The sequence below is a fragment of the Serratia sp. A07 genome, from assembly GCF_058725505.1.
In genome coordinates this window covers 139,086-164,509 of the sequence record NZ_JBZXDO010000007.1, presented here as the reverse complement: position 1 = coordinate 164,509, position 25,424 = coordinate 139,086, and the positions used below count along the sequence as shown (strand labels likewise).

Sequence of the window (25,424 nt, the reverse complement as noted above, 5' to 3'; positions counted from 1 at the left end):
GCGTAGCGGCCGAAGCCCTGGGCGCAGCAACGCTGCGCCCCTACGAGGATTTAACTACTTTCCCGGTGTGGCGAAATTACGCGAAAAATCAGAATCCGAGCGATTGGGCGTTGTCTTTGGTGACTTCCAAAATCTTATTAAACCGAATCACTTTGTGTTCCATATCGACGTCAGCCTTGCCGAGGCCCTCGATCGACAGGTCTTTATTCACTTCCTTGCCCTGCAGCAGCTGGTCGGCCACCGTCACCAGCGCATAGCCGGCGTCTTTCGGATCCCACAGCAGCGCTTTCTTGATGTCGCCGCGCATCAGGTAAGGGGCGGCCTGCGCCGGCATGGCGATGCCCACCACCGCGATTTTGTCCTTGGCGCGTTTCTTGGCCACCGCCTGGCCGGCGCCGATCGGGCCGAGCGAGCCGAAGCCGATGATGCCCTTCATCTGCGGATAGGTTTTCATCAGATCCAGCGTGGTGGCGTAGGATTTGTCGATGCTTTCCGCCACCGGCAGGCGCGAGGTGACTTCAAACATGTCCGGGTATTTTTCTTTCTGGTATTTGATGGCGGAGTCGGCCCAGGCGTTGTGCAGCGGCACGGTCAGCGAGCCGACGTAGATCGCATAGCCGCCTTTGCCGCCCATGTCTTTCGCCAGCTCATCGACGTTGGCCTGCGCGTATTTCTCGCTGTCGATGGTCTCGATGTCCCACTGGCCGATCTGCTGGTCCGGGGATTCATGGGTCAGCACCACGATGCCTTTGTCGCGCGCTTTTTTCAGCACCGGCTCCAGCACCTTGGCGTCGTTCGGCACCACGATGATGGCGTTGACGTTCTTGGCGATCAGATCCTCAATCACCTTGACCTGCGCGGCCGGATCCGGCGTAGAAGGGCCGGTCTGGTAGGCGTTGACGTCGAGTTTTTTCGCCGCTTCGTTGACGCCCACTTCCATGCGGTTGAACCACGGAATGCCGGTCACTTTAGCGACCACGGCAATCTCATACTTATCAGCGGCGAACACAGGTGTTGTCGATAACATGCACGCAGAAACCACACATGCATTTAATAATGCGAGGTTAAATTTCATTAGCTGTACCTTTTTTTATCTGTAGGGGTGGCGGTTTTTCCACCGCTGCAGATTACAAAGGAATGGAAGAGGGGGCGTAGCTGAAGTTAATGAAATGTGATCTGCGCACATTTAAGTAAAATAATGGCGTATTTAGTGTTAAATAAATGTTTAATTATTTGGTAGTGGTAAATTTACTACCGATTAATAAGCAATAAAAAACCTTTTATTAACTTTTATTTAACGTATTGGCATCATTTGGATGGAGGGAAAGCATAAAAAAATGCCGGCGCAGAGGCCGGCATTGAAGCATTTAATCGATGTGTGAACAAGATCACCTTTAAGGCGGATTACAGCACGCCCTGCGCCAGCATGGCGTCCGCGACCTTGACGAAACCGGCGATATTCGCGCCGTGCACGTAGTGGGTTTGCTTGCCTTCGCCGCCGTATTCCACGCAGGCGTGGTGAATATCGGCCATGATATGTTGTAAACGTACATCCACTTTCTCTGCCCGCCAGCCGATGCGCGCGGCGTTTTGCGCCATCTCCAGTCCCGAGGTGGCGACGCCGCCGGCGTTGGCCGCCTTGCCAGGCGCGAACAGCACGCCGGCGTCGAGGAAGGCGTCGGTGGCCTGGATGGTGGTCGGCATGTTGGCACCTTCCGCGACCGCCTTCACTCCGTTGCGGATCAGCGTTTGCGCCGCCTCGAGATCCAGTTCGTTCTGGGTGGCGCACGGCAGGGCGATATCCACCGGCACGTTCCACGGCTGCTGGCCCGCCAGATACGTCAGGCCGCGTTCGCGGGCGTAGTCCGCCACCCGGCCGTAGCGTTGGTTTTTGATCTCCGCCAGGTGCGCCAGCTTCTCAGTGGTGAAGCCGTCTTCGTCCACCAGGGTGCCGCCGGAATCCGACACGGTGATCACGCGCGCGTCCAGCTCCAGCGCTTTCTCGATGGTGTACTGCGCCACGTTGCCGGAGCCGGACACCGCCACCCGCATGCCCTCAAAGCCCAGGCCGTGGCGCTGCAGCATGGCGTCGGTGAAGTAAACCAGGCCATAGCCGGTCGCCTCGGGGCGGATCAGGCTGCCGCCGAAGGAGAGGCCCTTGCCGGTAAATACGCAGGCGGTATTGTTGGACAGTTTTTTCATCATGCCGGCCATAAAGCCGACTTCGCGGCCGCCGACGCCGATATCGCCGGCCGGCACGTCGGTGTCCGGGCCCAGATGGCGATATAGCTCGGTCATCAACGCCTGGCAGAAGCGCATGATCTCGCCCTGGCTTTTGCCCTTCGGATCGAAATCGGAGCCGCCTTTGCCGCCGCCCATCGGCAGGGTGGTCAACGCGTTCTTGAAGGTCTGCTCAAAACCGAGGAACTTCAGGATCGACAGGTTCACCGACGGGTGGAAGCGCATGCCGCCCTTGTAGGGACCGATAGCCGAGTTGAATTGTACGCGGAAGGCGCGGTTGACCTGCACCTGGCCGCGATCGTCCACCCAGCTGACGCGGAACTGAATGACGCGCTCGGGCTCCACCAGGCGCTCCAACAGCGCCTGTTCGCGATAGTGCGGGTTGCGTTCGATAAACGGCCACAGCGAGGTGAATACTTCGCGCACCGCCTGCAAATATTCCGGCTGGTGGGGGTTATGGCGTTGTAACGAGGACAGGAAAGACTCTACCGATACGGCATATTCCATGGATAACTCCTTTTCGCATTAAATTTCCCCCGCTATTTCTTATAGATATGGGTATAGGCGATGCCCGGGGGAGGATGTTGTGTCTTTAGCGACTATATCATCGGAGGGCGGTTGATTATCAAGCGATTAATCGGCGTGGCGGCATGAAAAACGCCCGCAGGGCGCGGGCGTTGGGCAGTTAAGTTAGCGAGTGCTTACTTTATTCGTCTTCTTCATCGCGCAGCGGCACGATCAGCATATCGATGTGCACGGTATTGATAAGCTGGCGAGCGGAAGACATCAGCTTGCTCCAGAAGTCCTGGTGGTGGCCGCACAGCACCAGGTCCATGTCGTATTTCTTGATGGCATCGACCAATACCTGCGCCAGATCGCCGCTGCCGCTCAGGGTCTCGGTGATCGGGTAGCCGGCGTTCTGCGACAGCTCGGTCAGCGCCTGATGGGTTTCCTCGGAGATGCGTTTTTGCATGTCGCCGAGATTGACGTCGATAAGGCCGGTATAAAGGTCGGAATAGTTGACATCGACGTGGATCAGAGAAACTTTAGCGTTGTACGGCCGCGCCATCGAGACGGCTTTTTCTACCAGGATCTTGCTTTCCGGGGATAGGTCCACCGCGATCAGTATGTGTTTGTAAGCCATAAGAATACTCCTTCCATAAACATGCCGATTAAAAAGGGTTAGCAGGCGTTCCGTTTACCCGCCTGGCGCTTTTGGTTCCATAGTATCATTCGGATAACGCAATGATATGTTGGGGCGATCACACTGCGCCGCATCGAAAATCTCTCCGCCCGATATCTTTCGTTGTACACCCGCGCGGCGCAAAAGCCTATGGATTATGCGGATGCTGACGGTCTGACCGCTTGAATTATAAGCGTTATTAAACAAAGTATAGCGCTAAATGTGCAATCAGCGCTCCAGATGCGGCTGCAGCAGGCTTTCAAACCACTCATGAAACACCGCCAGGCGGCGCGATCGCTGGCGGCGGTGGGGGTAGATCAGGGCGATCGGCATGGAGGCGGCGCGGTAACCGGGCAGGACTTCCAGCAGTTCACCGGCGTCGAGCAGGTGTTGCACGTCGTAGCGCGGGATCTGCATCAGCCCCAGCCCGGCGCGGCAGCAGGCGATATAGCTTTCGGCGTTGTTGACCACCACCCGGCTGGGCAGTTCGAGCCGTTGCGTATGGCCGTCGTCGGCCAGGTATTCCCAGGGGGATTCGCGGCCGGTTTTGGGCGAGGCGTAGCCGATGCTCCAGTGTCCCTCGACGAGATCGCCGGGCTGGCGCGGATGGCCGAATTCGCCCAGGTAAGCGGGGCTGGCGCAGTTGATCAGCGCGATATGGCCGAGCGGGCGCATTACCAGGCTGCTGTCGTGCAGATCGCCGACGCGCACTGCGCAGTCGACCCCTTCCTGCACCAGATCGATGGCGCGATCGGCGGAGCCGAGCACCAGCTGCAGGTGGGGATGGCGCCGCAGCAGGCCGGGCAGCGCAGGCGCGATCAGCCGGCGGGCGATGCGGCTCGGCACGTCGACGCTGAGCCGGCCGGAGGCCTGGCGCTGGCTGGCCTGAAACGACTGATCGATGTCTTCCACCTCGGCCAGCAGCGGGCGCAGCCGCTCGAGCAGCTGTTCGCCGTCGGCGGTCAGCCGCACCTGCCGCGTGGTGCGGTGCAGCAGGCGCACGCCCAGCTGCGTTTCCAGCTGTTGCACGGCGGCGGACACCGAGGCGCGCGGCACCTCCAGCGTATGGGCCGCCCGGATAAAGCTGCCCATTTCCGCCACCTGTACGAATACGCGGTATTGATTGAATCTGTCCATCTCGTTGACCTGCTGTTCCTTGGCGCCGTTTCTGACAGAGAGTGTAGCCGCATGGCGCGGTTGCGCGCGAGCAGGTGCGGGGGCATTTCCGCCCCCGTCGAACTTATTTGGTGGTGTAGCCGCCGTTGATCAGGATGGTTTGGCCGGGTACCCACCAGCCGTCGCTGACCAGGTGGCGGATGAACGGCACCACGTCTTCGATATCGGTCAGGCCGGTTTTGCTGAACGGCGACAGCGCCGCCGCCGTCTTGTGGTAGGCCACGGCGTCCGCGCCCTCCGCCGGGTAGAAGAACGGGGTGTCCATCGGGCCGGGGCCGACCGCCGTCACGGAGATACCGCGTTCGCCAAACTCCTTGGCGGCGGCGCGGGTGAAGTGTTCCACCGGCGCTTTGGTGCCGGCGTAAGCGGCGTAAAACGGCGTGAAGGCGCCGAGCAGCGAGGTGACCAGCGTGCAGATTTTACCGTTGTCGTTGAGGTGCTTGCCCGCCTCTTTCAGGAAGAAGAACGCGGTTTTGGCGTTGACCGCCGTCATCTCGTCGTACTCGGCTTCGCTGATGTCGACCATCGGTTTTTTCAGCACTTTGCCAACGGTATTGATGGCGATATCCGGCTTGCCGACGGCGGCGACCGCATCGGCGAACAGCTTTTCGACCGCGCCCGCGGTGGTGAGATCGGCCTGCAGCGCGACGCCTTGCGCCCCGGCGGCCTGAATGGCGGCGACGGTTTTTTCCGCTTCGGCTTGGGAAGCGGCGCTGTTGTAGTGGATCACCACCGCTTTGGCGCCTTGTTCAGCCAAATCGCGTGCGATCAGCCCGCCGAGGTTTTTGGCGCCGCCGGCGATGAGGACGGTTTTTCCCTTGATTGAATGGTTTGCCATAACAGTTTCCTTGGATGAACGTAACGGAAACCTGAGTCTAGCCAGCGTGGGGGGAAAGATCAGCGGCGTGGAGCGGGATAGACTATCCAGAAAAACCGACCAATCACAGCCGTTAGCCCGCCCCGGCGGAGGGCGTTTCGGCGCGGGGCGGTAAATTTTATCCACTGATCAGGCCAGTTTGCGTTTCATTAACCTACAATGATGGATATGGGCCTCATCATTTCCCCTCTGAGTGGAACCACGCTGTGCAAATCTCTCTGTGCGGTGCGGTAACGTCTCCGGAGGCGGTGGGTTATGGGCGTGGCCCGTGCAGGCAAAAAAGGGGATGAGAGCGGTAAGCTCCAGCAGAGTATCGGGTAATGAGGTAGGGCGGTTGGACCCGGCGGATGGCCGCGGATAACAACGCCTTGAGGGGGCAATCATGATCAGTACCGTCGCGCTGTTTTGGGCCTTATGTGTGGTGTGTGTGGTAAACATGGTGCGGTATTACTCTTCTCTGCGCGCGCTGCTGGTGGTATTGCGCGGCTGTGACCCGCTGCTGTACCAATACGTCGACGGCGGCGGTTTCTTCACCGCCCACGGGCAACCCAGCAAGCAGCTGAGGCTGGTGCGCTATATCTTTGCGCAACGCTATGTCGAGCACCACGATCCGGAGTTTATTCGCCGCTGCGAGCGGGTGCGCGGGCAGTTTATGCTGACCTCGGCCCTGTGCGGTCTGGTGGTCATCAGCCTGATAGCGCTGATGATTTGGTATTAATGCCTTCCTGTTTCCCTTGATGCAGGCAAAAAAAGGCGGCCTTTCGGCCGCCTTTCTCATGATGCTTATCGCTTAGATCAGCTTCAACGCGACCCAATACAGCGCACCGGAAAGCAGAATCGAGATTGGCAGGGTCAGTACCCAGGCCAACAGGATGTTCTTCACGGTTTTGCTCTGCACGCCGCCGCCGTCCACGATCATCGTCCCGGCAACCGCCGAAGAGAGGACGTGGGTGGTGGAGACCGGCATGCCGGTATAACTCGCCACGCCGATCGACAGCGCTGCGGTCATCTGGGCCGACACGCCCTGGGCGTAGGTCATGCCTTTCTTGCCGATCTTCTCGCCGATGGTGGTGGCCACGCGTTTCCAGCCCACCATGGTGCCGAGCGACAGCGCCAGCGCGACGGCGACGATGATCCACATCGGCGCGTACTCGACGGTCTGCAGCAGATCCTGACGCAGGTTCTTCAGGAAGCGCTGGTCGGCGGATGAGGTTTCCGGCAGCTTGGCGACTTTATCCGCCGTGTCGGTCACGCACATCAGCAGGCGGCGCAGGTGGCTGCGCTGCTCAACCGTCAGCTGATCGTAGCTTTGCAGGTTGGTCAGCATGCCCTGAGCCAGCTCGATCGCCGGCATGGCGCGCGAACTGTCGCAGTGGAACTCGGCCGGCTTGTTCGGCGCAGCTTCATCATCCGGGCTTGGCACCAGCGGCGTCAGCGACACCGCATGCGACAGCGCGTCGCCGTGCTGCTGGTAATATTGCTGCAGGTGGGTCACGGCATCACGCGTACGGGTGATGTCATAGCCGGTTGCATTCATATTGACCACGAAGCCGGCCGGCGCAACGCCGATCAGCACCAGCATGATAAGGCCGATGCCTTTCTGGCCGTCGTTGGCGCCGTGCGAGAAGCTGACGCCAATCGCCGACAGGATCAGCGCGATACGGGTCCAGAACGGCGGCTTGCGTTTGCCGTCGACCTTTTCACGTTCCGCAGGGGTCATGTGGATACGCTGGCGTTTCTTGGTGCCACTCCAATAGCGGCGCAAGGCGAACACCATCACTCCCGCCACCATCATGCCGACCAGCGGCGAGAACAGCAGAGAAAGGAAAATACCAATCATTTTCGGGACGTTAAGCGCATCCACCACCGAAGTGTGGGTCATCAGGGCGTTGGTTAAACCGACACCGATGATTGCGCCTATCAGCGTATGGGAACTGGAGGCCGGCAGACCGAAATACCAGGTGCCGAGGTTCCAGATGATTGCCGCCAACAGCATGGAGAAGACCATGGCTAATCCGTGTGCTGAACTGACGTTCAACAACAGATCGGTAGGCAGCAAATGGACGATGGCGTAAGCAACACTCAAACCGCCGAGCATTACGCCAAGAAAGTTGAACAAACCTGCCATCACGACCGCAAGTTGCGAGCGCATGGCGCGGGTATAAATAACTGTAGCGACCGCATTGGCCGTATCATGAAAACCGTTGATGGCTTCATAAAACAACACGAACAACAATGCGAGAATTAACATCAGGCCGGTATGGAAATCCAGGCCAGCGAACAAATGCAGCATAAGCGTTACGCCAGTTTGTGGACATGAACGCCGCGCATTATCAGTGACAACCGGGGCCGGGGAAAAGGAAAATATGACGTTTTTTTGATTTGGACATGACGAAATGAGGGCGTGTCTATAACAAAAATATGGAATATCAACGCGTTATTCTCCTCTGACCTCTGTAATATTTTCTTACTATGGCGTTGGCGGCGCCGGGGCTTTACAATCTGCCGCCGTGAATTTGGCGGTGACCGGCGGCGAAACGGCGTAATATGGCGCTCTTTTGTCGCGATTGTGGTTTTGATAAGTGAGGCTCAGGTGGAACAGTTTGATGTCGTAGTGATTGGGGCGGGCGCCGCCGGCATGTTTTGCGCCGCGCAGGCGGGGCAACTCGGTTGCCGCGTGTTGCTGCTCGACAACGGCAAAAAACCGGGCCGCAAGATCCTGATGTCCGGCGGCGGGCGCTGCAACTTCACCAATATGTACGCCGAGCCGGCGGCCTATCTGTCGAACAACCCGCACTTCTGCAAGTCGGCGTTGGCGCGCTACACCCAGTGGGACTTCATCGATCTGATCAACCGCTACGGCATCGCCTACCATGAAAAAACGCTGGGGCAGCTGTTCTGCGACGACTCGGCGCAGCAGGTGGTTGATCTGCTGGTCAAAGAGTGCGAACTGGGCCAGGTGACGATGCGCCTGCGCAGCGAAGTGCTGGGCGTGGAGAAAACCGAACATGGCTACACGCTGGCGCTGAATGGCGAAAAAGTAAGTGCTCGCTCACTTGTGGTGGCCAGCGGCGGTTTATCCATGCCGGGGCTGGGCGCTTCGCCGTTCGGTTACAAGCTGGCGGAGCAGTTCGGCCTCAAGGTGCTGCCGACGCGCGCGGGGCTGGTGCCTTTTACCCTGCATAAGCCGCTGCTGGAGCATGTGCAGACGCTGTCCGGCGTCTCGGTGCCGGCAGTGATCACCGCCGAGAACGGCGTCAGCTTCCGTGAAAGCATCCTGTTCACCCATCGCGGCCTGTCCGGCCCGGCGGTGTTGCAGCTGTCCAGCTACTGGCAGCCGGGTGAGTATGTGAGCGTTAACTTACTTCCTGAGCTGGATCTGGCGGCCTTCCTGGATGACCAGCGCCGCCAGCACCCGAACCAAAGCCTGAAAAACACCCTGGCGTTGCACTTGCCGAAGCGGCTGGTGGAATGCTTGCAAACGTTGGGACAACTGCCGGAGGCCACGCTGAAGCAGCTGAATGCGCCGCAGCAGGCGGCGCTGGTGGATCTGTTGCAGAACTGGCGCGTGCAGCCGAACGGCACCGAAGGCTATCGCACGGCGGAAGTAACGCTCGGCGGCGTCGACACCAACGAACTTTCCTCCAAGACGATGGAAGCCCACAAGGCGCCGGGGCTCTACTTTATCGGTGAAGTAGTGGACGTGACCGGGTGGTTGGGCGGCTACAACTTCCAGTGGGCCTGGAGCTCTGCCTGGGCGTGCGCCCAGGCGTTGGCGGCGCAGGGGCGTTAAAACCCGCTCAGCCTTGAAACGTACCGGGTCACATTGGCCCGGCCTTGAGCTGATTCATTAATTTAATTTTAGTATCGCCGTCGAGAAAACTCGCTTCCAACGCCTGTCGGTTGCTGCGGTTAAAATCGTCATCCTGCCAGCCGAAGGCGTCATGCAACAGCTGGTACTCTTTGTTCAGCGTGGTATCGGCGACGGTGCGCGCATCGGTATTCACGTTCAGCCGCACTCCCATCCTTTTCAGCCGGTCTATCGGGTGACTGTCGATGCTGTCGAACAGATTGCAGACGAGATTGCAGCTGGGGCAGATCTCGAGCAGGACGCCGGTGGCTACCAGGCGCTCGATAAGCGCAGCATCCTCGATGCTCCTGACGCCGTGGCCGATGCGCGACACCTGCAGCCTATCCAGCGTTTCCCGTACGCTGTCGGCGCCCTTCGCCTCACCGGCGTGGGCGATGACGTTGCCGCCGGCTTCGCGCACCGCCCGAAAGGCCGCTATGTGATTGGCCAGCGGGTAACGCGCTTCGTCGGCGGCCAAATCCAGCGCGACCACGCCGCGGCCCAGAAAGTTAACCACGAGCCCGGCGGTTTGCAGGCTGGCGGCCGCATCGAAATGCCGCAGCGTGCACAGGATCAGCCCGGCGGCGACGCCGTAAGTTTGCGCGGCGTCACGCATCGCGGCGAGCACCGTCTCGACCACCGCTTCACCGCTCAACCCCATCCGGGTATGCAGCAGCGGGGCAAAGCGCACTTCCGCATAGATGACGTTATCCGCCGCCAGCTGCGCGAACAAGTCATCGACGGCCAGCGCTATCGCCTGGCGCGTCTGCAGGAGGTCTATTTGCGGTGCGATCTTGTTTAAAAAGTCTCCGAGATCGGCGCATCGTTTCGGCGCGATAAATTGCCGATTAAAGACCGTTCTGGTTATTTGCGGGTCGATCTTTTTGACATAGTGGTAGCTTAAACAGGTATCCAAATGGACGTGTAATTCCACTTTCTTCAATTTTCTTGGAGCGAATTTCATACGGGCCACTTATTTCATTAACGGCTGAGATAACAACGAAAACAGTTTTTCTTTAAACAGGCCGGGTTTAATGCGGGTGATCACGCGGGCATTGGCCGGTTCGCCGGTCAGATGGGTGGAATCAATGACGTAATGGCCGTAAGACCTTTCACTTTTATATTCTACCCAGGAATACGCCTCCAGACTGGTCTCGACGATATCCGGGTAGAGCGCCACCGCCATGGTGGTCGGATCGGGCAAATCAAAGCCTTTACGCTCTGTGCGCCCGGCGTTGAACGCCATCAGCGTGCGGTTGCAGCGCACGGCAAAGCGCCCCAGTTCGCCGAGATGATGCAATCGTTCAATATCGTCCTCGCCAATAAACGCTTCTCCCATCCCGATCTCCCAACCGACGAGCGTGAGGGGCAGCCCGGCATTCAACACCAGATGGGCGGCCTCAGCGTCGGCGTAGAAGTTAAATTCGGCCAGCGGGGTAATATTGCCCGGCGTCAGCCCGGAACCGCCCATGACATAAACCCTTTTCACTTGTTCGGCCAGCGCGGGCGCTTTTAGCACCGCCATCGCGAGATTGGTCAGCGGCCCGAGGGTGACGATTTCCAGCTCGCCATTGAGCCGTGCGGCGCAGTCGATGATGGCGTCTACGGCATGAATGGGTGCGGCGGTCAGCTGCGGGTCGGGCAAGGCCATGTCGCCCATGCCGTCTTCGCCGTGAATGTGGTGCGAGTGATAGCGCGTGCGGAACAGCGGTTTCGCCATGCCGGCGTATACCGGAGGGGCATAGGTTCCCGCTTTTTCGACGCAGATAAGCGCATTTTTGACGCATTGTTCAAGCGGGCAGTTGCCTGCGACCGTGGTGATCGCTTCCACCCTCACGTCAGGCTCGCGCAACGCCATCAGCAAGGCGACGGCATCGTCGGAGGCGGTATCGGTATCTATCAAAATATGTCGCATGGCACTCTCCTTGGGTGGGGTCTGCGGAGAAAATACCCAGACGGCCCGAGGCAAAAAAGGTCAGATGTCCTGTTTCGTTCTGAAGTGCGCCGGCTATTCTGGGCGCAGCCGAAAAGATAGGATGCAAGACGTTAACGGATAAACCCTGGGAGTGAATCGCCGTGAAAACTGTCGGTGACAGCAAGCTGAAAGAAGCGTTTATCGAAGCTCACGATCTGCGAACGGCGCTTTCGCCCCCGCTGCTGGCCGCCCTGCGCCTGGTCAGGGTCGAGGCCGGTGAATACCTGGTGACGCAAAGCGATCGGTTGACCCACCTGTTTTTTCTCGTGCAGGGAAAATTGCAGGTTGAGAATTACGATGTGAACGGCATGCACATCGTCTTTTCCTTCGAAACGGATTTCTCCGTGATAGGCGATCTGGAGCTGTTCTCCCAGGCGCAGCGGGCGGTGTTCAGCACCGTACAGGCGGTTACGGACGCGCTGATCTTCACGCTGCCTATCGAGGCCATCAAAGAGCGGGCCATGCACGATCCTGTTTTCCTCGCCTTTATGTGCCGGCAGTTGAGCGACAAGCTGCTTAACGCTTCATTGCTGCATGCGAGCGGCGGCTTAACGGCAGAATATAAGTTGCGCAAATTTTTGTTATTTAAAATAAAGCAGGAAGGCTTGCAGATTCAGCTCGAAAACAGGGAGTTGCTGGCGGGCAGATTAGGGATCTCCGTCAGGCAGCTGAGCCGCGCGCTGGCGCAGCTCGCGGCGGACGGTATTATTCAGTTTAAAAACAAATCGCTGCGGGTGGTGGATAGCCAACGGCTGGCCGACATCAACGGGAGCGCCAGGATCTAGCCGATCGCCGGCCCCTTAAGCTCGATGCGATTGCCGTCCGGATCGCTGAAATAAATCGACGGCCCGTCGCCTTCCGCGCCGTAGCGCGTTTCAGCGGGATCGACGGCGATCCCTTGCGATCGCAGATAGGCCAGCAGTTCGTCTTCGTTGAAAGGATCGATGCGCAGGCAGAGGTGATCGACATTTTGCCGGTGAGGATCGGGCGCATCGCCGCCTTTTTTTCCAAGCTGGCCGTTAACGTCGACCAGATCAATCATGGCCGCCCCGGCGCGCAGGTGCATCAGCCCCAAATCCGGCCGCCGTTTGGCGATATCACAGCCGACGATCTGGGTATAAAAATGCAGGCTTTTCTGCATATCGCACACGCGCAGAACCACATGGTCGATAGTCTTCAGGCTGAAAGGGGGCATGATTTTCTCCCAGAATCGCGGCGTTACTCCTCAGCATAATCGGCAACGCCCGATTTATCCTGTTTTCTCCCCCTATTGCAGCCAGAGCCGCCGCTTAGCGCAGAGTCGCCACGATCTCTTCCAACGCCGCGCGCTGCGCCTCGCCGAGTGCGCTCTCCGTCGCCGCATTCTCCGCCAGCAGGGTTTGCAGGCCGATCAGCCAGTCATAGATATAAAACGCGGTGTTTTTGGTCGGCGTCGGCGCCAGCCGGGTTAACCGCTGCTGGCGGCTCCAGTCCACCGCCGGCTGCGGCGGTGGGGTAAAGATCGGCTGGCCGGGATTGACGCGGCTCTCGGGGCGCGTTGCCGCATCGCGCCGCTGGAAACCGAGCCAGGCGACGAAGTCCCCCAGTAGCGCCAGCGCCTGGCTGATTTGCCGATCTTCGCTCTGTTCCGGCAGGCCTCCGGCGCACAGCGCGTTCTCCAGCTCATCATCGAGGCGCAGGCGACAGGCGGCGCCGATCAGCGCATCGACCAGCAGTTCCAGGTGCGGCTTTTCGACGCCGAGCAGCTCCAGCAACCGACGGCTGTCCGGCAGGCTGCGCAGATGGTTGATCCAATCCGCGAATACCCGCGCGGCAAAGGATGACGCGGGGGGCTCGCCGGGCGCCGAGGTTTCCGGTGCGCCGAACAGATCGATATCGAGCCCGAATGGCGCTGGCGTCGCCGCCGGGGCCGGCGCGGCGTGCTGCTGTTGCTGATAAAGCTGGCGCAACGTATCGCGCTGCGGCAACAGCCGTTCCAGCAGTTCGCCGTGGCGGCCGGCCTGTGCCTGCAGCGCTCGCAGCAGCTGCTGGCCGCGTTGCTGCGCCGCGTGTGGATCGGCGGCGGTGAGCCAGTTGCCGAGCAGGCTTTCCGTCAGCTCGCGCTGCAACTCTTCGCGCTGTTCGAGCAGGCGCGCTTGCTTCTGGGCCGGGCGCGCCTGGGCGGTCAGGTAGCTCACCATGCGGCGGCAGTCCTGTTCATCCAGCGCCAGCAGCGTGGCCCAGCTGTCGCCGGGCTCGCCGACCTGGCGCTGTACGGCGTCGTCGGGGCGCGCTTTGCCTTCCCCGCGTTGATCGAACGGTGTGATCGCCCAGATCAGGCCGGGTTTGCGGCGCTGGCGCAGCGCCGGGGTTTCCCCTTGAGTCTGGTTGACCCAGTTGGCGAGCGCCTGGCCGATGCGGGCGGCGTCCTGTGGCGTGGCGGCCGCATCGGCTACCAGCAGCAGGTTGGCGTGCAGGCCGTCTGCGCAGCGGGTCAGCAAATGGGCGCGTTTCGCCTGTTGCAGCCGCTGCGTCGGTTCCGCCTGCGGGCAAGCGCGGCTGCCGGGCAGGTCGATCAGCGCCACGTCGGCGGGCAGGCCCGCCTGCGCCGTTTGCGGCAGAACGGTGGTGACTTCGGCGGTCAGCCAGGTCAGATCGCTCAGCGCGATCTCCCGTTCCCCGCCGTGTTCGGCCATCACGACGATCGTCGCGTTTTCCGCTGCGGCGCTCGCGGCCAGCAGCGGCAAGGCGCGGTGCGGAGCATGAACCTGTCGGCTGCCGCCGAGGGCATGCAGCGTGTGTGCCAGCTGGCGATAACGCGCCGTCAGCGTTGTTTCCTCTCCCCACAGCGGCGCAAACAGGCGCGCGCGATCGTCGATGCTCAACTGCGGTGCCAGCGCCACGGCCTGCGGCCAGAAATGCTTGTCCAGCGTCTGTTGCCCCTTGTCGCCGTGGCGGCGTTGGCTATCCCACAGCGTCAGCACATCGCTGTCGCTGAGGCCGTCGAGGGCTGCGGTTTGGCGGTGGCGTGCCAACGCTTGCAGATGGCCGGCGATCGCGCGGGCGTCCCAGTCCAGCCGGAAGCCGCCCATCGCGGCGGCATCGAGCGTGATGGCCAGCCACTGCGCTTCATCGAGCAGCGCGAGGGCGAGAGGATACTCGGCGCACGGCGACGGCGCGGCGGCGCAGTAACGCACCGCCAGCGCGGCATCTGCGTGCAGCCTTTCTGCGCCGGGGGCCAGCGCCGCCAGCAGGTGAGCCTTGGCGGCGGCGTTGTGGCCGTACAGGCCGATAGCGACCTGCTCAGGTTGCGCATTCGCCAATTGCAGCGCGCGGTTATGGCAACGGCGCAGGCGCAGCGTCAGGCGATCCGCCTCCTGTTCCAAACGGGTGGACTGCCGGCGCGCGGCGTCCACCCAGGCGATCGCCTGCAGAATGCCGGTGCTGAGTGCGTGGTTCGGGGCCGATTGGGCGGTAGTGGTAGCTTTCATCGTGGGTAAATGCTCCCGCTGTCTATCCAGTAGTGGGTCGCGCCGGAGGCGCTGGCAGCCAGGGTATTGAGTTTCAGTTGCAGGTGGTGCGCCGGGACGGGGCTGCCGTCGGCCAGCAACGCCTGCGCGATCTTGACGCTTTCTGCGCCCTGTTCGGCGCTGGCGGTAATGGCCAGCCGCAGGGTGATCACCGCATCGCCGGCCAGTTTGCGCGCCAGCTGGGCGTCATTGATGGTCAGCGTATAGAGCGGCGAGGCCGGCCAGCGTTCGTTGTCCAGTTGGCGGAAGCCCAGGCGCAGCGGGCCGCGCAGCTGGAAGCTGCCGGCGGGGTCGAGCGCGAAGTCGGCGCGATCCAGATCGATGTCGCGGTAATAGACGTTATCGTCCGCCAGCATGTTGTTGCCGTCCAGCATGCCCAGATGGCGAATGGTGGAGTAGGGCTGGAAATCGCCGACGTTGAAGTAAAAGCTCTCCAGGCGCAGGTCGATCGCCAACAGGCACAGCATGGCACCCACCGCGGCGGTGGATTTCGGGTTGTCGATGCGGCCGCGTTTGTTGAACGGGTACCAGCTGCGGGTGTGGTAGCCCTCGAGCGGCAGAATGCGGCTGGCGGGCAGCGGCTGCAGATGGCGCAGCAGCGCCTGCACGCCGGGGAAACGCGCCGGGCGGCCGGTCAACAGCAGCACGTCGCAGGTATACAGCGCCACCACCTCGGCCAGCAGACGCAGGCAGCGGCCGATGCCGATGCGATCGGACAAGAAGGCGGCGTGCAGATCGGCCAGGCGGATCACCAGCGGGGTGTGCAGAATATCGAAGGCGTCGCTGTCGGCTTCGCGCTGCACCTCGCCGTTGATAAACGCCAGCACCTGCGGCGTCGGCGGCTGCGGCAGCAGATCGCCCAGGCTGGCGGCGATTTCCGCCCGGCTGTCCAGCGGATCGTATTCTTCATAGGCGCCGAGCAGCGCGCGTCCGGCGGGCATGAAAATCTGCAGCGCCGCCTGCTGACGCAGGGTAGAAAGCCCGTCCATGCGCCCTTCGTTGCCGAACAGCCTGTCCATCAACGCCGGGGCGGCGCTCACGCCGGCGGCTTCGAACGCCTGCTGCACGGCGGGCAGGATAAACTGCTGGATGGCGTCCAGCAGGATATCGTCGCCGGCGACTTTAAAGCCCTCGCGGAACAGCAGGCGCGGGTTGATTTTGATGTTGTTGCCCACGCCGTCATCGAGCGAATAGTGCGTGATCGCCAGATCCGTGGTGCCGCCGCCGATGTCGATGGAGGCGATGCGCAGCGTTTTTCCCGCCTGCTCACCCGGCGCCAGCGGCCGGTCGGGCCGGGCCATGGCGGCGAAAAAGGCGTCGGTGCGGCCGGCGAAGTTCACCTGGGTTTCATTGTACAGATAGACCATCTGGCCGCAGGTGGCCTCGTCCCACTCCATCTGCACCTGAGGCACCGGGAAGCGGACGTGCGCGCCGTCGAACGGCGCATCCTGCGGGTGCCAGCCGAGGGACTTCCACACCAGCCCGATCGCTTCCTGCATGCGGCGGCGGAAGATCTCGCGCTCCGGCTTCGGCATGGCCGAAGGCAGCGTCAGAATGATGGCGCGCAAACGGCGCGGCGCGGCGGCGTTCGGCATGCGGCTGCGCTGGGCGATGCTGTTGATCTGCATCAGCGCCTGCGCCAGCAGCTCGCTCAGCATCAGCGTCATCACCGCGCTGCGGCTGTAATGGGCGGCGAACACTGGCAGCCGTTGCGCCGTCGGCAGGGCGGACAGCGGCGCGCCTTCGTCGTTGATGAGGGTGGTCAACGGCGCGGCGGCGGCCATCGGCTCGTGCCGCTCGTTGAAGCGCCAGCCGGGCGCATAGCGCTCCTCGTCCCACAGGTAGCGGCGCGGGCTGGAAATGCCGGTAGTGCCTTCATGGCCCGTTCGCCGCTGCGCCAGCTGCGCGGCTTCGCGGCCGACGCGGGTGATGGAGGGCCACTGGAAGGCGTCGTCGCGCCCGCTCTGGAACGACAGATGCGGCTTGCCGAAGCTGGCCTGAGAAAACTCCACCCGGCTCTCGAACAGTTCGTTGTAGACGCGATGCGGTTCGGACAGCGAACGCAGCTGCAGCTCGTAGGTTTGCTTCAGGCCGTTGCTCTCTTCCGGGTGGTCTTCGACCAGCACGCCGCAGGTGTGCGAGTTGCCGACGTCCAGCACCAGATCGACGTCGATCGCCGGTTGCTGCAACGTCGCCGCCACCATCTTTATCTGCGGTACCGCCAGCTGATGGCCGAGCATGTGCAGCAGATTGAGGTAGTGCGCCTGATACTCGAAGGTTTTCAGCCCGGCGTTGATCTCCACTTCGGCACGCTGCTCCCGCTCGGCGGCGCGCTGGCTGAACGCTTCGCGCAGCCAGCCGTCTACCCAGGTCAGATCGAGAAACTCGCCCAGTTCGTGGTTGCGGTGCGCCAGCGCGAAGTTGAGCCCGGTGCCGAGATCGCTTTCGCCCGGCGCCAGCGTCTCCTGGCCGGGCGCGGCGGCGCGGGTGTCGAAGGCCAGCACCACGCGCAGCAGGTTGCCGTCCTGATCCGGTTCATCCAGCTGCACCACCTGCAGGCGCGCCCAGTTGTCCGGGCCCGACAAAAACAGGCCTGCCGGGGTGTGGCGCAAGAAGGGCAGCGGCAGCCAGAGCTTATCCAGCAGGCGCAGCGACTGCTGCAGCGGATAGCTGAACTCCGGCCGCACCACTTCGGCGGCCTGGTCGCCCACGGCCGGCAGCTGGTATTTGCCGCTCTCGGCCTCCCATTGCAGGCGCAGCAGCGGGCCGCTGGCGGTCTTGCGCACGAATTTGCCGGGAAACTCGGCGTCCAGCAGAGGCGTCAGGGCAAAGTCCAGAAACTGAATGCCGCTGTCCTGAATCAGCGTAATGCCGTGTTTGTAGTCCGTAAGGGGTGCCAGCATCATTTACTCTCGCGCTTGAACGTCATGGGATAGGTGGTGTCCGCATCGTAGCGGCCGGTGCACTCCGCCGCGCCGGTTTCGCCCTGGCGGCAAACGATCTCCGGGATCTGGTAGCGGCTGCCGTCGCTGCAGCGCGCCTTGGTGCGGCTGTTGATCACCAGATTGCCGGACTGCATCAGCCCGGCTTCGACCGCCACCCGGCAGCTGACGCCGTCGCCGTAGGCGATGATGGCGTTGCCTTTGCCGCCGTTCAGACGGTATTGCAGGCCGGGGCGTTTGCCGGTGATCGGGTCTTTCAGCGCCACCGTGGCGCGCCATTTGCCGTTAAGGAAACGGGTGGAGCCGGCCTTCACCGCCTCGGGCGGCAGCACCAGCGCATTTTTGTCCGCCGGCTGCGGGATGACCGGCGCCGGTGGCGGCGGCAACAGCGTCGCGTGCGCCAGCGGCAAGCGCAGCTTGGGCAACGGCGCGGCGGCTTTTTCCTGCGGGGCCGGATGCTGGACCTCCGCCGGCATCGCCGGTTGCGGCGGCGGCGAGCGGTGCAGCCAGGCGGCCAGCGCCGCACTGCCTAGCAGCAGTATGGGCAAGAGCCAGAGAGCGTAGCGCCGGCGCGGGCGAACGGCGGCAGGGGGTTCGATAGGCGCTGCCGGGGCGGGCGCCGGTTCGGGCTCGGCGGCCGGGGCCGGTTTTACCGGTTCGACAACGGCCGGTTTACGCGGTGCGGCGGCGATCGGCGCCGGTTTTTCCACTTCGACTTTCACCTCTGCTTCGATCGGGCGCAGGCAGGCCAACGGATCGTCCGGGCTCTGCGCCTGCGGCTTGATAAAGCCCCAGAAGGTCAGCACCGGCCGGTCGTCCACCAGATAAACGTGGTTGGGATCGGGCATGTGCATCGCTTTGGCCAGCAGCGCGCCGAACAGGCGATGGCTGGGGTGATCGGTCGCCTGGGCCTGTTCCGTCAGGCTGCGGAAGGTCGTCAGGCAGTGTTCCAGGTGGCGCACCGCCTGCGCGCGCTGGGCGTCGCTCGCCGCCAGCCAGGAGGTGACCTTGCCGGGGAAGGGCGCATACCAGTCGATGCGGGTGCCGCTTTCGTTCGGCTGGGGGATCGCCAGACAGTCGGCGGCCTGCTGCTGCCGGCGAAGACGCAGGGTTTCCCGCAGCTGCTGCGCGCAGGCGTAGACCGGTTGCCCGTTTTCGCCTAAAGCCAGCACATCATCCAAACTGCCACTGCGTAAGAAGGGTTTCACCACGGCACCGCACCTTGTCCTGTTCTGCAAAAACGCATAAAAGTCCATGATACCCCGCAGGCAGAGCCGCCAAACGGCCAAGGACAGCCCGAAAAACGCCCTTCTTTGACGTTAGCGGCGCGCTTTGCTAACCGGCACAGTGAAAATCTCGCTATCTGGACCTGTCTGTGAACCGCTTTATCTGAAAAATAGAACCTGGCCCCGGCAAGCGACGCCGGGGAACGATGTTCTCTTTCAATATGACATCGCCTCGCGGGTTGCCGATTTCGGTATGCCTCAGGCGTGCGGAGCGTTCACATGACGGACAGTCAGTCTGAAAAAACTCTCGTTGTTCCCCCTGCTCATCCCGCCGCCGGGCATTCGGCTCAGGGCTGGATGAACGGCTTCCTCGGCATGATGATCTTCAGCGGCTCGCTGCCCGCCACGCGGGTGGCGGTGCTGGAGCTCGATCCACTGTTTCTGACGGCGGTCAGGGCGGCGATCGCCGCCTTGCTGGCCCTGTGTGCGTTGCTGATCACCCGGCAGGCGCGGCCGACGCGGGCCGATTTGCCGCCGCTGTTGTTTGTGGCGCTCGGCGTGGTCATCGGTTTTCCGCTGCTGACGGCGCTGGCGCTGCAGCACACCACGTCGGCGCATTCGCTGGTGTACATCGGCCTGCTGCCGCTGGCGACCGCCGGTTTTGGCGTTTTGCGCGGCGGAGAACGGCCCAAGCCCGCTTTTTGGGCTTTTTCAGGCGTCGGCGCCGTGCTGGTGGGTGCTTTCGCGTTGAGCCAGGGGAGCGGCGGTGCCTGGCAAGGGGATGCGCTGATGGTCGGGGCGGTGTTGCTGTGCGGCCTGGGCTATGCCGAAGGGGCGGTGCTGTCGCGCCGGATCGGCGGCTGGCAGGTGATCTCCTGGGCGCTGGTGGTGGCATTGCCGTTGACGCTGGCGGCCACCTGGCTGGCGGCACCGGCCGGTTGGCCTGCGATCAGCGGCGCCGCCTGGCTGTCGCTGGTTTACGTCTCGGTGTTCAGCATGTGGATTGGGTTTATTTTCTGGTATCGCGGCCTGGCGCAGGGCGGCATCGCCGCCGTCGGACAGTTGCAGCTGCTGCAGCCGTTCTTCGGCCTGGCGCTGGCGGGCTGGCTGCTGCATGAGACCGTCCAGCCGATGATGATCGCCGTGATGGCTGGCGTGGTGGTTTGCGTGTTCGGCGCCAAACGTTTTTCCCGCTAGGCGCCGCTGCCGGCGCAGGCCAGGATCACCTGTCCGAGCCGTTCCACCGCCTGTTGCACCTGGCGGTCGGCGTAACCGCCCAATCCCAGCACCAGACCCGGCTCGCCGTGGCCGGGCGCATACATCGGCGACACCGCCCGCAGCGCCAATCCGGCTTCGTTGGCGCATTGGGCGACCCGCACGTCATCGAGATCTTTCCTCAGCCACAGCACCATGTGCATGCCCTGATCGCAGGGCTGCACGACCGCCAGCTCCGCGGGGATATGCGTGTTGATCGCCTCGATCAGCACCCGGCGTTTCTCGGCGTAGACGCCGCGCATTTTACGGATATGGCGGTCGAGATACCCTTCGGCGATAAAGGCGGCCAGCACGTGTTGATCCGCGCTGGGTGGATGGCGATCCATCAGGATCCTGGCGCCGCAAAAGGCGTCGACCAGCGGCGGTGGCACGATGGCGTAACCCAGCCGCAGCGAAGGGAACAGCACCTTGCTGAAGGTGCCGAGATAGAGCGTCCGTTCGGGCGCCAGTCCCTGCAGCGAAGGGAACGGGTGACCGGCGTAGCGCATCTCGCTGTCGTAGTCGTCTTCCACGATCCAGGCCTGCCGCTCTTTGGCCCAGGCCAGCAGGGCGCTTCTTTTCGCCATGCTCATCGGCATGCCCAGCGGATATTGATGCGACGGCGTGACAAAGGCGGCGCGGGCGTCGGCGGCCAGACGCACGCCGGCGGCAACGTCGATGCCGTCGTCGGCGACGGGCACCCTAATCATGTGCCGATCGCGAAACAGGCTGTCGAAAATGGCGGTAATACCGGCGTAGGCGGGATCTTCGACCCAGGCGCTGTCGCCGGCGTCCAGCAGGATCTGGGCGGCCAAATAGAGCCCTTGTTGCGTGCCGGAGGTGATGAGGATTTGCTGCGGTGTGCAGTTTACCGAGCGGGAACGGCGCACATAGTCGCAGATGGCTTCGCGCAGCGGCAACGCGCCCAGCGGATCGCCGTAGCCCGACGGGGCGCCGGGGCCGCGCGCCCGGATGCGGTTGCCGAGCCGCCGCCAGACATCGTCGGGCGCGGTATCACCGATCGGCACCGAGACGGTGAACGGCACCGGCGGCAGCGCCCGTGCCTGGGCGGCGAAGCGCGCCAGATGCTGCGCCTGTGAAGAAAGCGGCACCGCTACCGCCGAGCTCGCCTGCACGATGGCGTGCGGCGTGCGGCGCGGCGCCTGATAGTGAGCGACCCGGGTGCCGGAGCCGGGCTGCGGTTCGAGAAAGCCTTCCGCCGTTAGCTGAGCGAATGCTTCCAAGACCGTGCCGCGTGCCAGATTCAGCGCCGCCGACAGCCGGCGCGTCGAGGGCAGCAGATCGCCCGCTTTCAGATCGCCCCGATGGATGGCCTGGCGCAGGGCCTGCGCCAGCTGGTGGCTAAGCTGGCCCGCCAGGCGATCGAGCTCGCCGATGGCGGGGACGTCAACGACTTTGGCTGTTCTGGGCATGTATTCCGGCTCGCTTGATAGGGCAAAAATGAGCATTCAGAGTAAACCACTATGGCGTCACTCGCGAGCCTGTTGTTGCTCAGCCAAGCCCCCGCTGATTCAGCAGCACCTTATTCAACTCGCTGTTTTTGCGCACGTTCAGCTTGCGCATCGCCGAACGCTTGTGGGCGCTGATGGTTTTCTGGCTGCGCTGCAGCAGGCCGGCGATGCTGCAGGCGGACATGCCGCTGCTCATCAATCCCAGCACCTTTTTCTCGCAGTGGCTGAGCGCGGCGATGCGGCAGGCCTGGCATTTCCACATGCCGGCGACATGCACCGCCATCCACGGATGCTGGATGAATTTTTCCAACGCCATTTGCAGCTTGAGGCGGATGGCGTAGGCCGAATCGCGCCGATGGATGCTGAACAGCGGCGGCAGGTTTTTCACCTGTTGCTGGGTCGTGTCGTCGAGGATCAGCAGGGTCAGCTGCCGCTGGCGCGGGATGCCGTAGGGGCTCTGATAACAGCAGGCGCAGCCCCAGCGCTCTTCCGGCGTACGGAACACGATTTCGATGTTATCCAACGCCTGCAGCGCCAGCGGTGAGAACTGCGGATACCGGCGCTGGCATTCGTTCAGGGAGTGCAGATAGTCCTGCAGCAGCAGACGCAGCCCCTGCTGGTAGAAGTTATCGCTGTCGAACAGCGTGAAGCGAATATCTGGCATGGGTGGCTCCTTAAAAGGCCGCGTCACCGCGCCGGAGCGAACGGTGACGGCCAATCGCCGGCGTTCGCGCGCCGGTCGTTTTCCTGATTTCCCTGGGGCGGTGCGGGCTTATTGGTACGCCAGCACAAAATTGGCGACGGACGTGAATTCGCCTTCGGTAATGCTTTGGTTCTGAATCGCACTCGGCCGCCCCTGTACATAGGCGGTGAAGTTCAGGCTGTTGGGGCCGTTTTGCAGCGCGACGGCGCTGGTGGCCTTATTCAGATCGATATCTGCACCCTGATGATCGAACAGGGCGATGGCGGCGCCGTTCGCGCCGTTGTTGATCGCCAGCTTGCCCGGCAGCTCTCCGTCTTCGGTGCCGCTGAAGGTCACGCTGACGGATTTGAACACCGTGGTCTTGCAGTCGGTCAGTTTGATGCTGAACGGCACCGGCGTGGTGTGGCCGTAGCGGTACAGGGTTTTGACGATCACCGTGCCCATCTCCACCAGTTGATCGGCGGACTGCGGTTCGATATTGCATGGGCGGCTCACCACGGTGCCGTGGAACTGCACCGGCGCGCCGATAAGCTCGGTGTTCGCCGTCGCCGGCATGGCGGTAAACCACCAGGGCACGCAGCTCAGCAGCGCTAAAGCGCGTAGACGCATTTTCGTTCCTCCCTCGGTTACTGGAATGCCGCCACGATGGTGGCCGATGCGTTGAATTCCCCTTCGCCGATCTCTGCGCCGCCGTTAGCGAACGGTGCCGCCACCAGATTCCAGGAGCCGCCGTTGCCGATATTCGGCACCGGGTAAAACTCATTCGGGATAACCAGCTGGCCGTTGTGCGTCAGCCGGATGCCGAGATCGTTCTTGTCGGTTTTGAACACCTCGTTGCTGAAGGCGGCCGCCGTGCCCGACACCGCCAGCTTGATGTTCAGCGTACCGTCCTCGAAGCTGCCACCCTCGCACTGGAAGCGCACCGGAATGCTTTGCGGGTAGTTCGAGCCGTTGAGATCGCTGCCGCCGATCTCGCCGAACTCCACGTTGATCAACTGGCCTTCGTTCACCACGCATTTATCCGGCACGTAGAGGATCGCGGACTGGATGAACACCTGTGCCATCGGGTTGGGGCCGAAGCCGCCGTCGGTCGAGCCGAGGCGGCCGTACATCTCGATGATCTGCCGATCGTTAATCTCAACGCCGTTAATGATCTTTTTGCGCACCCGGAAGGTGATCTTGCCTTTGGAACCGCTGCCGTAGTTGTTGACCTGTAAGTACGGCGGCTGGCAGCGGTGTTGGCTCAGCAAATTCGATTCGTTGTAAAAAGGCACGGTGACGTAGGCGTTCTTGTTGCCGGCAATCCACACCTCGGCCTTTAAATCCAGAAAGTCATTCAGTTTTAAATAGCCGTTACCATAGTCGGAGGGGGGCAACGCCGAATCCGACTTGTAAAAGTGCGGGCTGGTGGGGATAGGGGTATCGCAATACACCTTGCCGGTATAGGTTCCGCCCAGGTCATAGGGAAACAGTTTGGTGAACCCCACCTGGTTAGTGATGTTGGTTTCATTCAGATCGATATAGAACTGTTTCGGCCCGCCGTCCGGCGTGACGTAGCCGTTGGCCCAGGCGGCAGGGGCCGCCAGGGCGATCGCCAGCGGCAGGCAGAGTTTGGTCAGTTGAGTTTTCATCGCGTTCTCGAGCCTCACAGGTAAATCACCTGAATGTGCGCCACGGCGGCGAACCCGGCGGCCATCACCGCCCGCTGGGTGGACTCCACGCTGGCGCTGAACCACAGGGTGTTGCTGCCGGGTTGCAGAATGTAGGGGCGGCTGCGCTGATTCAGCTCCAGCGCCTGGCCCTGCTGGTCTTGCAGCCGCAGGCCGATGCCCTGCACGCCGCCGTTCAACTTCAGCAGCGACGGGTTGTCGACGTCGCTTTCGCCGAGAAACACCAGCGTCGCGGCCTGCTCTCCCTGCAGATAGAGGCGGCCGGCGTCGCCGTTGCGCGGGCCGGCCGGGTTATCCGCCAACGCGCGCGCGCCCAGCAGGCAGTTGCGGAACGAGAGGCGAAAACGCACCGGCGCGCTGCGATCGCCGGCGTTGCGGAAGTCGCGTGCGCTGACGTCGCCCAGATCGACGGACTGATCCCGGCTGTCCGGCGTCAGGCTGCAGGGGGAGCTGAGCAGGCCGCCGTGAAAGCTGACGGTGCCGGTGGTGCCTTCGATCACGCCCAGCGGCGTTGCCGCCAGCGCGCTGCCGCCGCACAGCAGTGCGCCGAGCAGCAGCGGGCGCAGTCGATCGGTGAATTCAGCCATGCTGGACCTCCTTATTTTTTCTCGGGCACGGCGGTGCAAACGTTGCCGTTGCAGGCGAAGCGCAGTTCGGGGTGGCCGCCGTAGTCGTTGATGTAGGTGATGACGAAGCTGTTCATGCCGGTGTCGTGCAGCTTGAGGCTTTCGCTGGATTTCGGCTTCAGCATCAGCGGCTGAAAACCGCCGATCGCGCCGCCGCCCTGTTTTTGCGTCTGCCGCGTCATGCCGGTCAGGGTGATGTAAAACGGCGTCGGGTTGTCGACGGTGATGGCGCCGCCGCTTTTACGGAACACCAGCTTTTCCTGCCACACCTGGCCCTTGGGCGCGACGATGGCCTTCGGCCGGTAGAACAGTTTGATCTGCGTTTGCAGCGCCAGCTGCATCACGTTGGTTTTGGTGCTTTTCGGCGGAATTTCGCGCAGGTTGAAGTAGAACACCGACTCGCGATCCTGCGGCAGGCGATCCGCCTCCGGCGTCTTGGTGATGCGCACTACGCTGCGTTCGCTCGGCTCCACGCGCTGCAACGGCGGCAGCACCACCAGCGGCGAGGTGATTTTCTGGTGCTGCTCGTTCTCCAGCCAGGACTGCGCTAGGAAAGGCAGCTCTTTGTTTTCGTTGACGATATTCAGGCTGATCGATTTGGCGTCGCTCACATAGACGGCGCGCGTGCGATCCAGCGATATCGCCGCGTCGGCGGTGGGCAGTACGGCGCTCAGGGCCAGGCCGGCGGCGGTCAGTAGCGTTATCGGGTGTTTGTTCATG

The 25,424-nt window shown here is 62.4% G+C and carries 22 protein-coding genes; 4 read left to right on the top strand and 18 right to left on the bottom strand.

The features are described 5' to 3' along the window. Window positions 1-88: 88 nt before the first annotated feature. From AC4PR2_RS10330 to AC4PR2_RS10310, 5 genes are all read right to left on the bottom strand, one after another. Window positions 89-1,075, bottom strand: coding sequence for an autoinducer 2 ABC transporter substrate-binding protein (locus AC4PR2_RS10330; RefSeq protein WP_033636379.1), 987 nt, complete (start codon window positions 1,073-1,075; stop codon window positions 89-91). Between the two features lie 329 nt (window positions 1,076-1,404). Beyond that, window positions 1,405-2,748 (bottom strand): NADP-specific glutamate dehydrogenase, encoded by a 1,344-nt coding sequence (gene gdhA, locus AC4PR2_RS10325; RefSeq protein WP_060441424.1) that lies wholly within the window; start codon window positions 2,746-2,748, stop codon window positions 1,405-1,407. Window positions 2,749-2,947: 199 nt separating this feature from the next. Beyond that, window positions 2,948-3,385 (bottom strand): universal stress protein UspA, encoded by a 438-nt coding sequence (uspA, locus tag AC4PR2_RS10320; RefSeq protein WP_004930988.1) that lies wholly within the window; start codon window positions 3,383-3,385, stop codon window positions 2,948-2,950. A 267-nt stretch (window positions 3,386-3,652) separates the two neighbouring features. After that, a complete protein-coding gene (locus tag AC4PR2_RS10315; RefSeq protein WP_102985380.1) occupies window positions 3,653-4,561 on the bottom strand; it encodes a LysR family transcriptional regulator in 909 nt (302 codons plus the stop codon). A gap of 103 nt (window positions 4,562-4,664) precedes the next feature. Then, on the bottom strand, window positions 4,665-5,438 hold the full coding sequence (locus tag AC4PR2_RS10310; RefSeq protein WP_492175086.1) for an SDR family oxidoreductase: 774 nt from the start codon (window positions 5,436-5,438) through the stop codon (window positions 4,665-4,667). A 421-nt stretch (window positions 5,439-5,859) separates the two neighbouring features. On the opposite strand from AC4PR2_RS10310, the gene uspB reads away from it, so the two are divergent. Then, window positions 5,860-6,195 carry a universal stress protein UspB gene (gene uspB / locus AC4PR2_RS10305; RefSeq protein WP_016930435.1) on the top strand — a complete coding sequence of 112 codons (336 nt, stop codon included), beginning with the start codon at window positions 5,860-5,862 and terminating at the stop codon, window positions 6,193-6,195. A gap of 72 nt (window positions 6,196-6,267) precedes the next feature. On the opposite strand, the gene pitA is transcribed toward uspB, so the two are convergent. Further along, the gene (gene pitA, locus AC4PR2_RS10300) at window positions 6,268-7,770 is read right to left on the bottom strand and encodes an inorganic phosphate transporter PitA (RefSeq protein WP_033636373.1); all 1,503 of its coding nucleotides are present in this window, start codon (window positions 7,768-7,770) and stop codon (window positions 6,268-6,270) included. Window positions 7,771-8,070: 300 nt separating this feature from the next. Here pitA and AC4PR2_RS10295 point away from each other — a divergent pair, with 300 nt between their 5' ends. Then, entirely contained in the window at window positions 8,071-9,270 is a 1,200-nt protein-coding gene (locus AC4PR2_RS10295; protein WP_197803714.1) for an aminoacetone oxidase family FAD-binding enzyme, read from the top strand. A gap of 28 nt (window positions 9,271-9,298) precedes the next feature. On the opposite strand, the gene add is transcribed toward AC4PR2_RS10295, so the two are convergent. Both add and AC4PR2_RS10285 read right to left on the bottom strand, forming a co-directional pair. After that, window positions 9,299-10,261 carry an adenosine deaminase gene (gene add / locus AC4PR2_RS10290; RefSeq protein ID WP_330113128.1) on the bottom strand — a complete coding sequence of 321 codons (963 nt, stop codon included), beginning with the start codon at window positions 10,259-10,261 and terminating at the stop codon, window positions 9,299-9,301. Window positions 10,262-10,300: 39 nt separating this feature from the next. Continuing rightward, window positions 10,301-11,242, bottom strand: a complete 942-nt coding sequence (locus AC4PR2_RS10285; RefSeq protein WP_070913861.1) for a nucleoside hydrolase — start codon at window positions 11,240-11,242, stop codon at window positions 10,301-10,303. A 161-nt stretch (window positions 11,243-11,403) separates the two neighbouring features. Between AC4PR2_RS10285 and AC4PR2_RS10280 the strand changes: the two genes are divergently transcribed. After that, window positions 11,404-12,087 carry a Crp/Fnr family transcriptional regulator gene (locus tag AC4PR2_RS10280; RefSeq protein WP_070913860.1) on the top strand — a complete coding sequence of 228 codons (684 nt, stop codon included), beginning with the start codon at window positions 11,404-11,406 and terminating at the stop codon, window positions 12,085-12,087. Here AC4PR2_RS10280 and AC4PR2_RS10275 read toward each other — a convergent pair. From AC4PR2_RS10275 to AC4PR2_RS10260, 4 genes are all read right to left on the bottom strand, one after another. Then, entirely contained in the window at window positions 12,084-12,497 is a 414-nt protein-coding gene (locus tag AC4PR2_RS10275) for a VOC family protein (protein WP_197803716.1), read from the bottom strand. The genes AC4PR2_RS10280 and AC4PR2_RS10275 overlap by 4 nt on opposite strands. Before the next feature lie 94 nt (window positions 12,498-12,591). Further along, window positions 12,592-14,772, bottom strand: a complete 2,181-nt coding sequence (locus AC4PR2_RS10270) for a virulence factor SrfC family protein (protein WP_330113127.1) — start codon at window positions 14,770-14,772, stop codon at window positions 12,592-12,594. Next, window positions 14,769-17,714, bottom strand: coding sequence for a virulence factor SrfB (locus tag AC4PR2_RS10265; protein WP_197803767.1), 2,946 nt, complete (start codon window positions 17,712-17,714; stop codon window positions 14,769-14,771). The genes AC4PR2_RS10270 and AC4PR2_RS10265 overlap by 4 nt, the downstream gene beginning before the upstream one ends. After that, window positions 17,714-18,964 carry an SrfA family protein gene (locus tag AC4PR2_RS10260; RefSeq protein WP_193158476.1) on the bottom strand — a complete coding sequence of 417 codons (1,251 nt, stop codon included), beginning with the start codon at window positions 18,962-18,964 and terminating at the stop codon, window positions 17,714-17,716. Before AC4PR2_RS10260 ends, AC4PR2_RS10265 begins: the two co-directional genes overlap by 1 nt. A 372-nt stretch (window positions 18,965-19,336) precedes the next feature. On the opposite strand from AC4PR2_RS10260, the gene AC4PR2_RS10255 reads away from it, so the two are divergent. Then, window positions 19,337-20,176: a DMT family transporter gene (locus tag AC4PR2_RS10255; protein WP_087762451.1), complete on the top strand. Its 840-nt coding sequence runs from the start codon at window positions 19,337-19,339 to the stop codon at window positions 20,174-20,176. Here AC4PR2_RS10255 and pdxR read toward each other — a convergent pair. From pdxR to AC4PR2_RS10225, 6 genes are all read right to left on the bottom strand, one after another. Beyond that, on the bottom strand, window positions 20,173-21,666 hold the full coding sequence (gene pdxR / locus AC4PR2_RS10250) for a MocR-like pyridoxine biosynthesis transcription factor PdxR (protein WP_087762452.1): 1,494 nt from the start codon (window positions 21,664-21,666) through the stop codon (window positions 20,173-20,175). The two genes, AC4PR2_RS10255 and pdxR, sit on opposite strands and share 4 nt — an antisense overlap. Before the next feature lie 79 nt (window positions 21,667-21,745). Beyond that, window positions 21,746-22,369 carry a helix-turn-helix transcriptional regulator gene (locus tag AC4PR2_RS10245; protein WP_193158475.1) on the bottom strand — a complete coding sequence of 208 codons (624 nt, stop codon included), beginning with the start codon at window positions 22,367-22,369 and terminating at the stop codon, window positions 21,746-21,748. Between the two features lie 108 nt (window positions 22,370-22,477). Beyond that, window positions 22,478-23,017, bottom strand: coding sequence for a fimbrial protein (locus tag AC4PR2_RS10240; protein WP_038871490.1), 540 nt, complete (start codon window positions 23,015-23,017; stop codon window positions 22,478-22,480). Between the two features lie 17 nt (window positions 23,018-23,034). After that, window positions 23,035-24,039, bottom strand: coding sequence for a fimbrial protein (locus AC4PR2_RS10235; protein ID WP_142110654.1), 1,005 nt, complete (start codon window positions 24,037-24,039; stop codon window positions 23,035-23,037). 14 nt (window positions 24,040-24,053) lie between these two features. Further along, a complete protein-coding gene (locus AC4PR2_RS10230) occupies window positions 24,054-24,665 on the bottom strand; it encodes a fimbrial protein (protein ID WP_047729654.1) in 612 nt (203 codons plus the stop codon). An 11-nt stretch (window positions 24,666-24,676) separates the two neighbouring features. After that, entirely contained in the window at window positions 24,677-25,423 is a 747-nt protein-coding gene (locus tag AC4PR2_RS10225) for a fimbrial biogenesis chaperone (protein WP_070913855.1), read from the bottom strand. Window position 25,424: the final 1 nt, after the last annotated feature.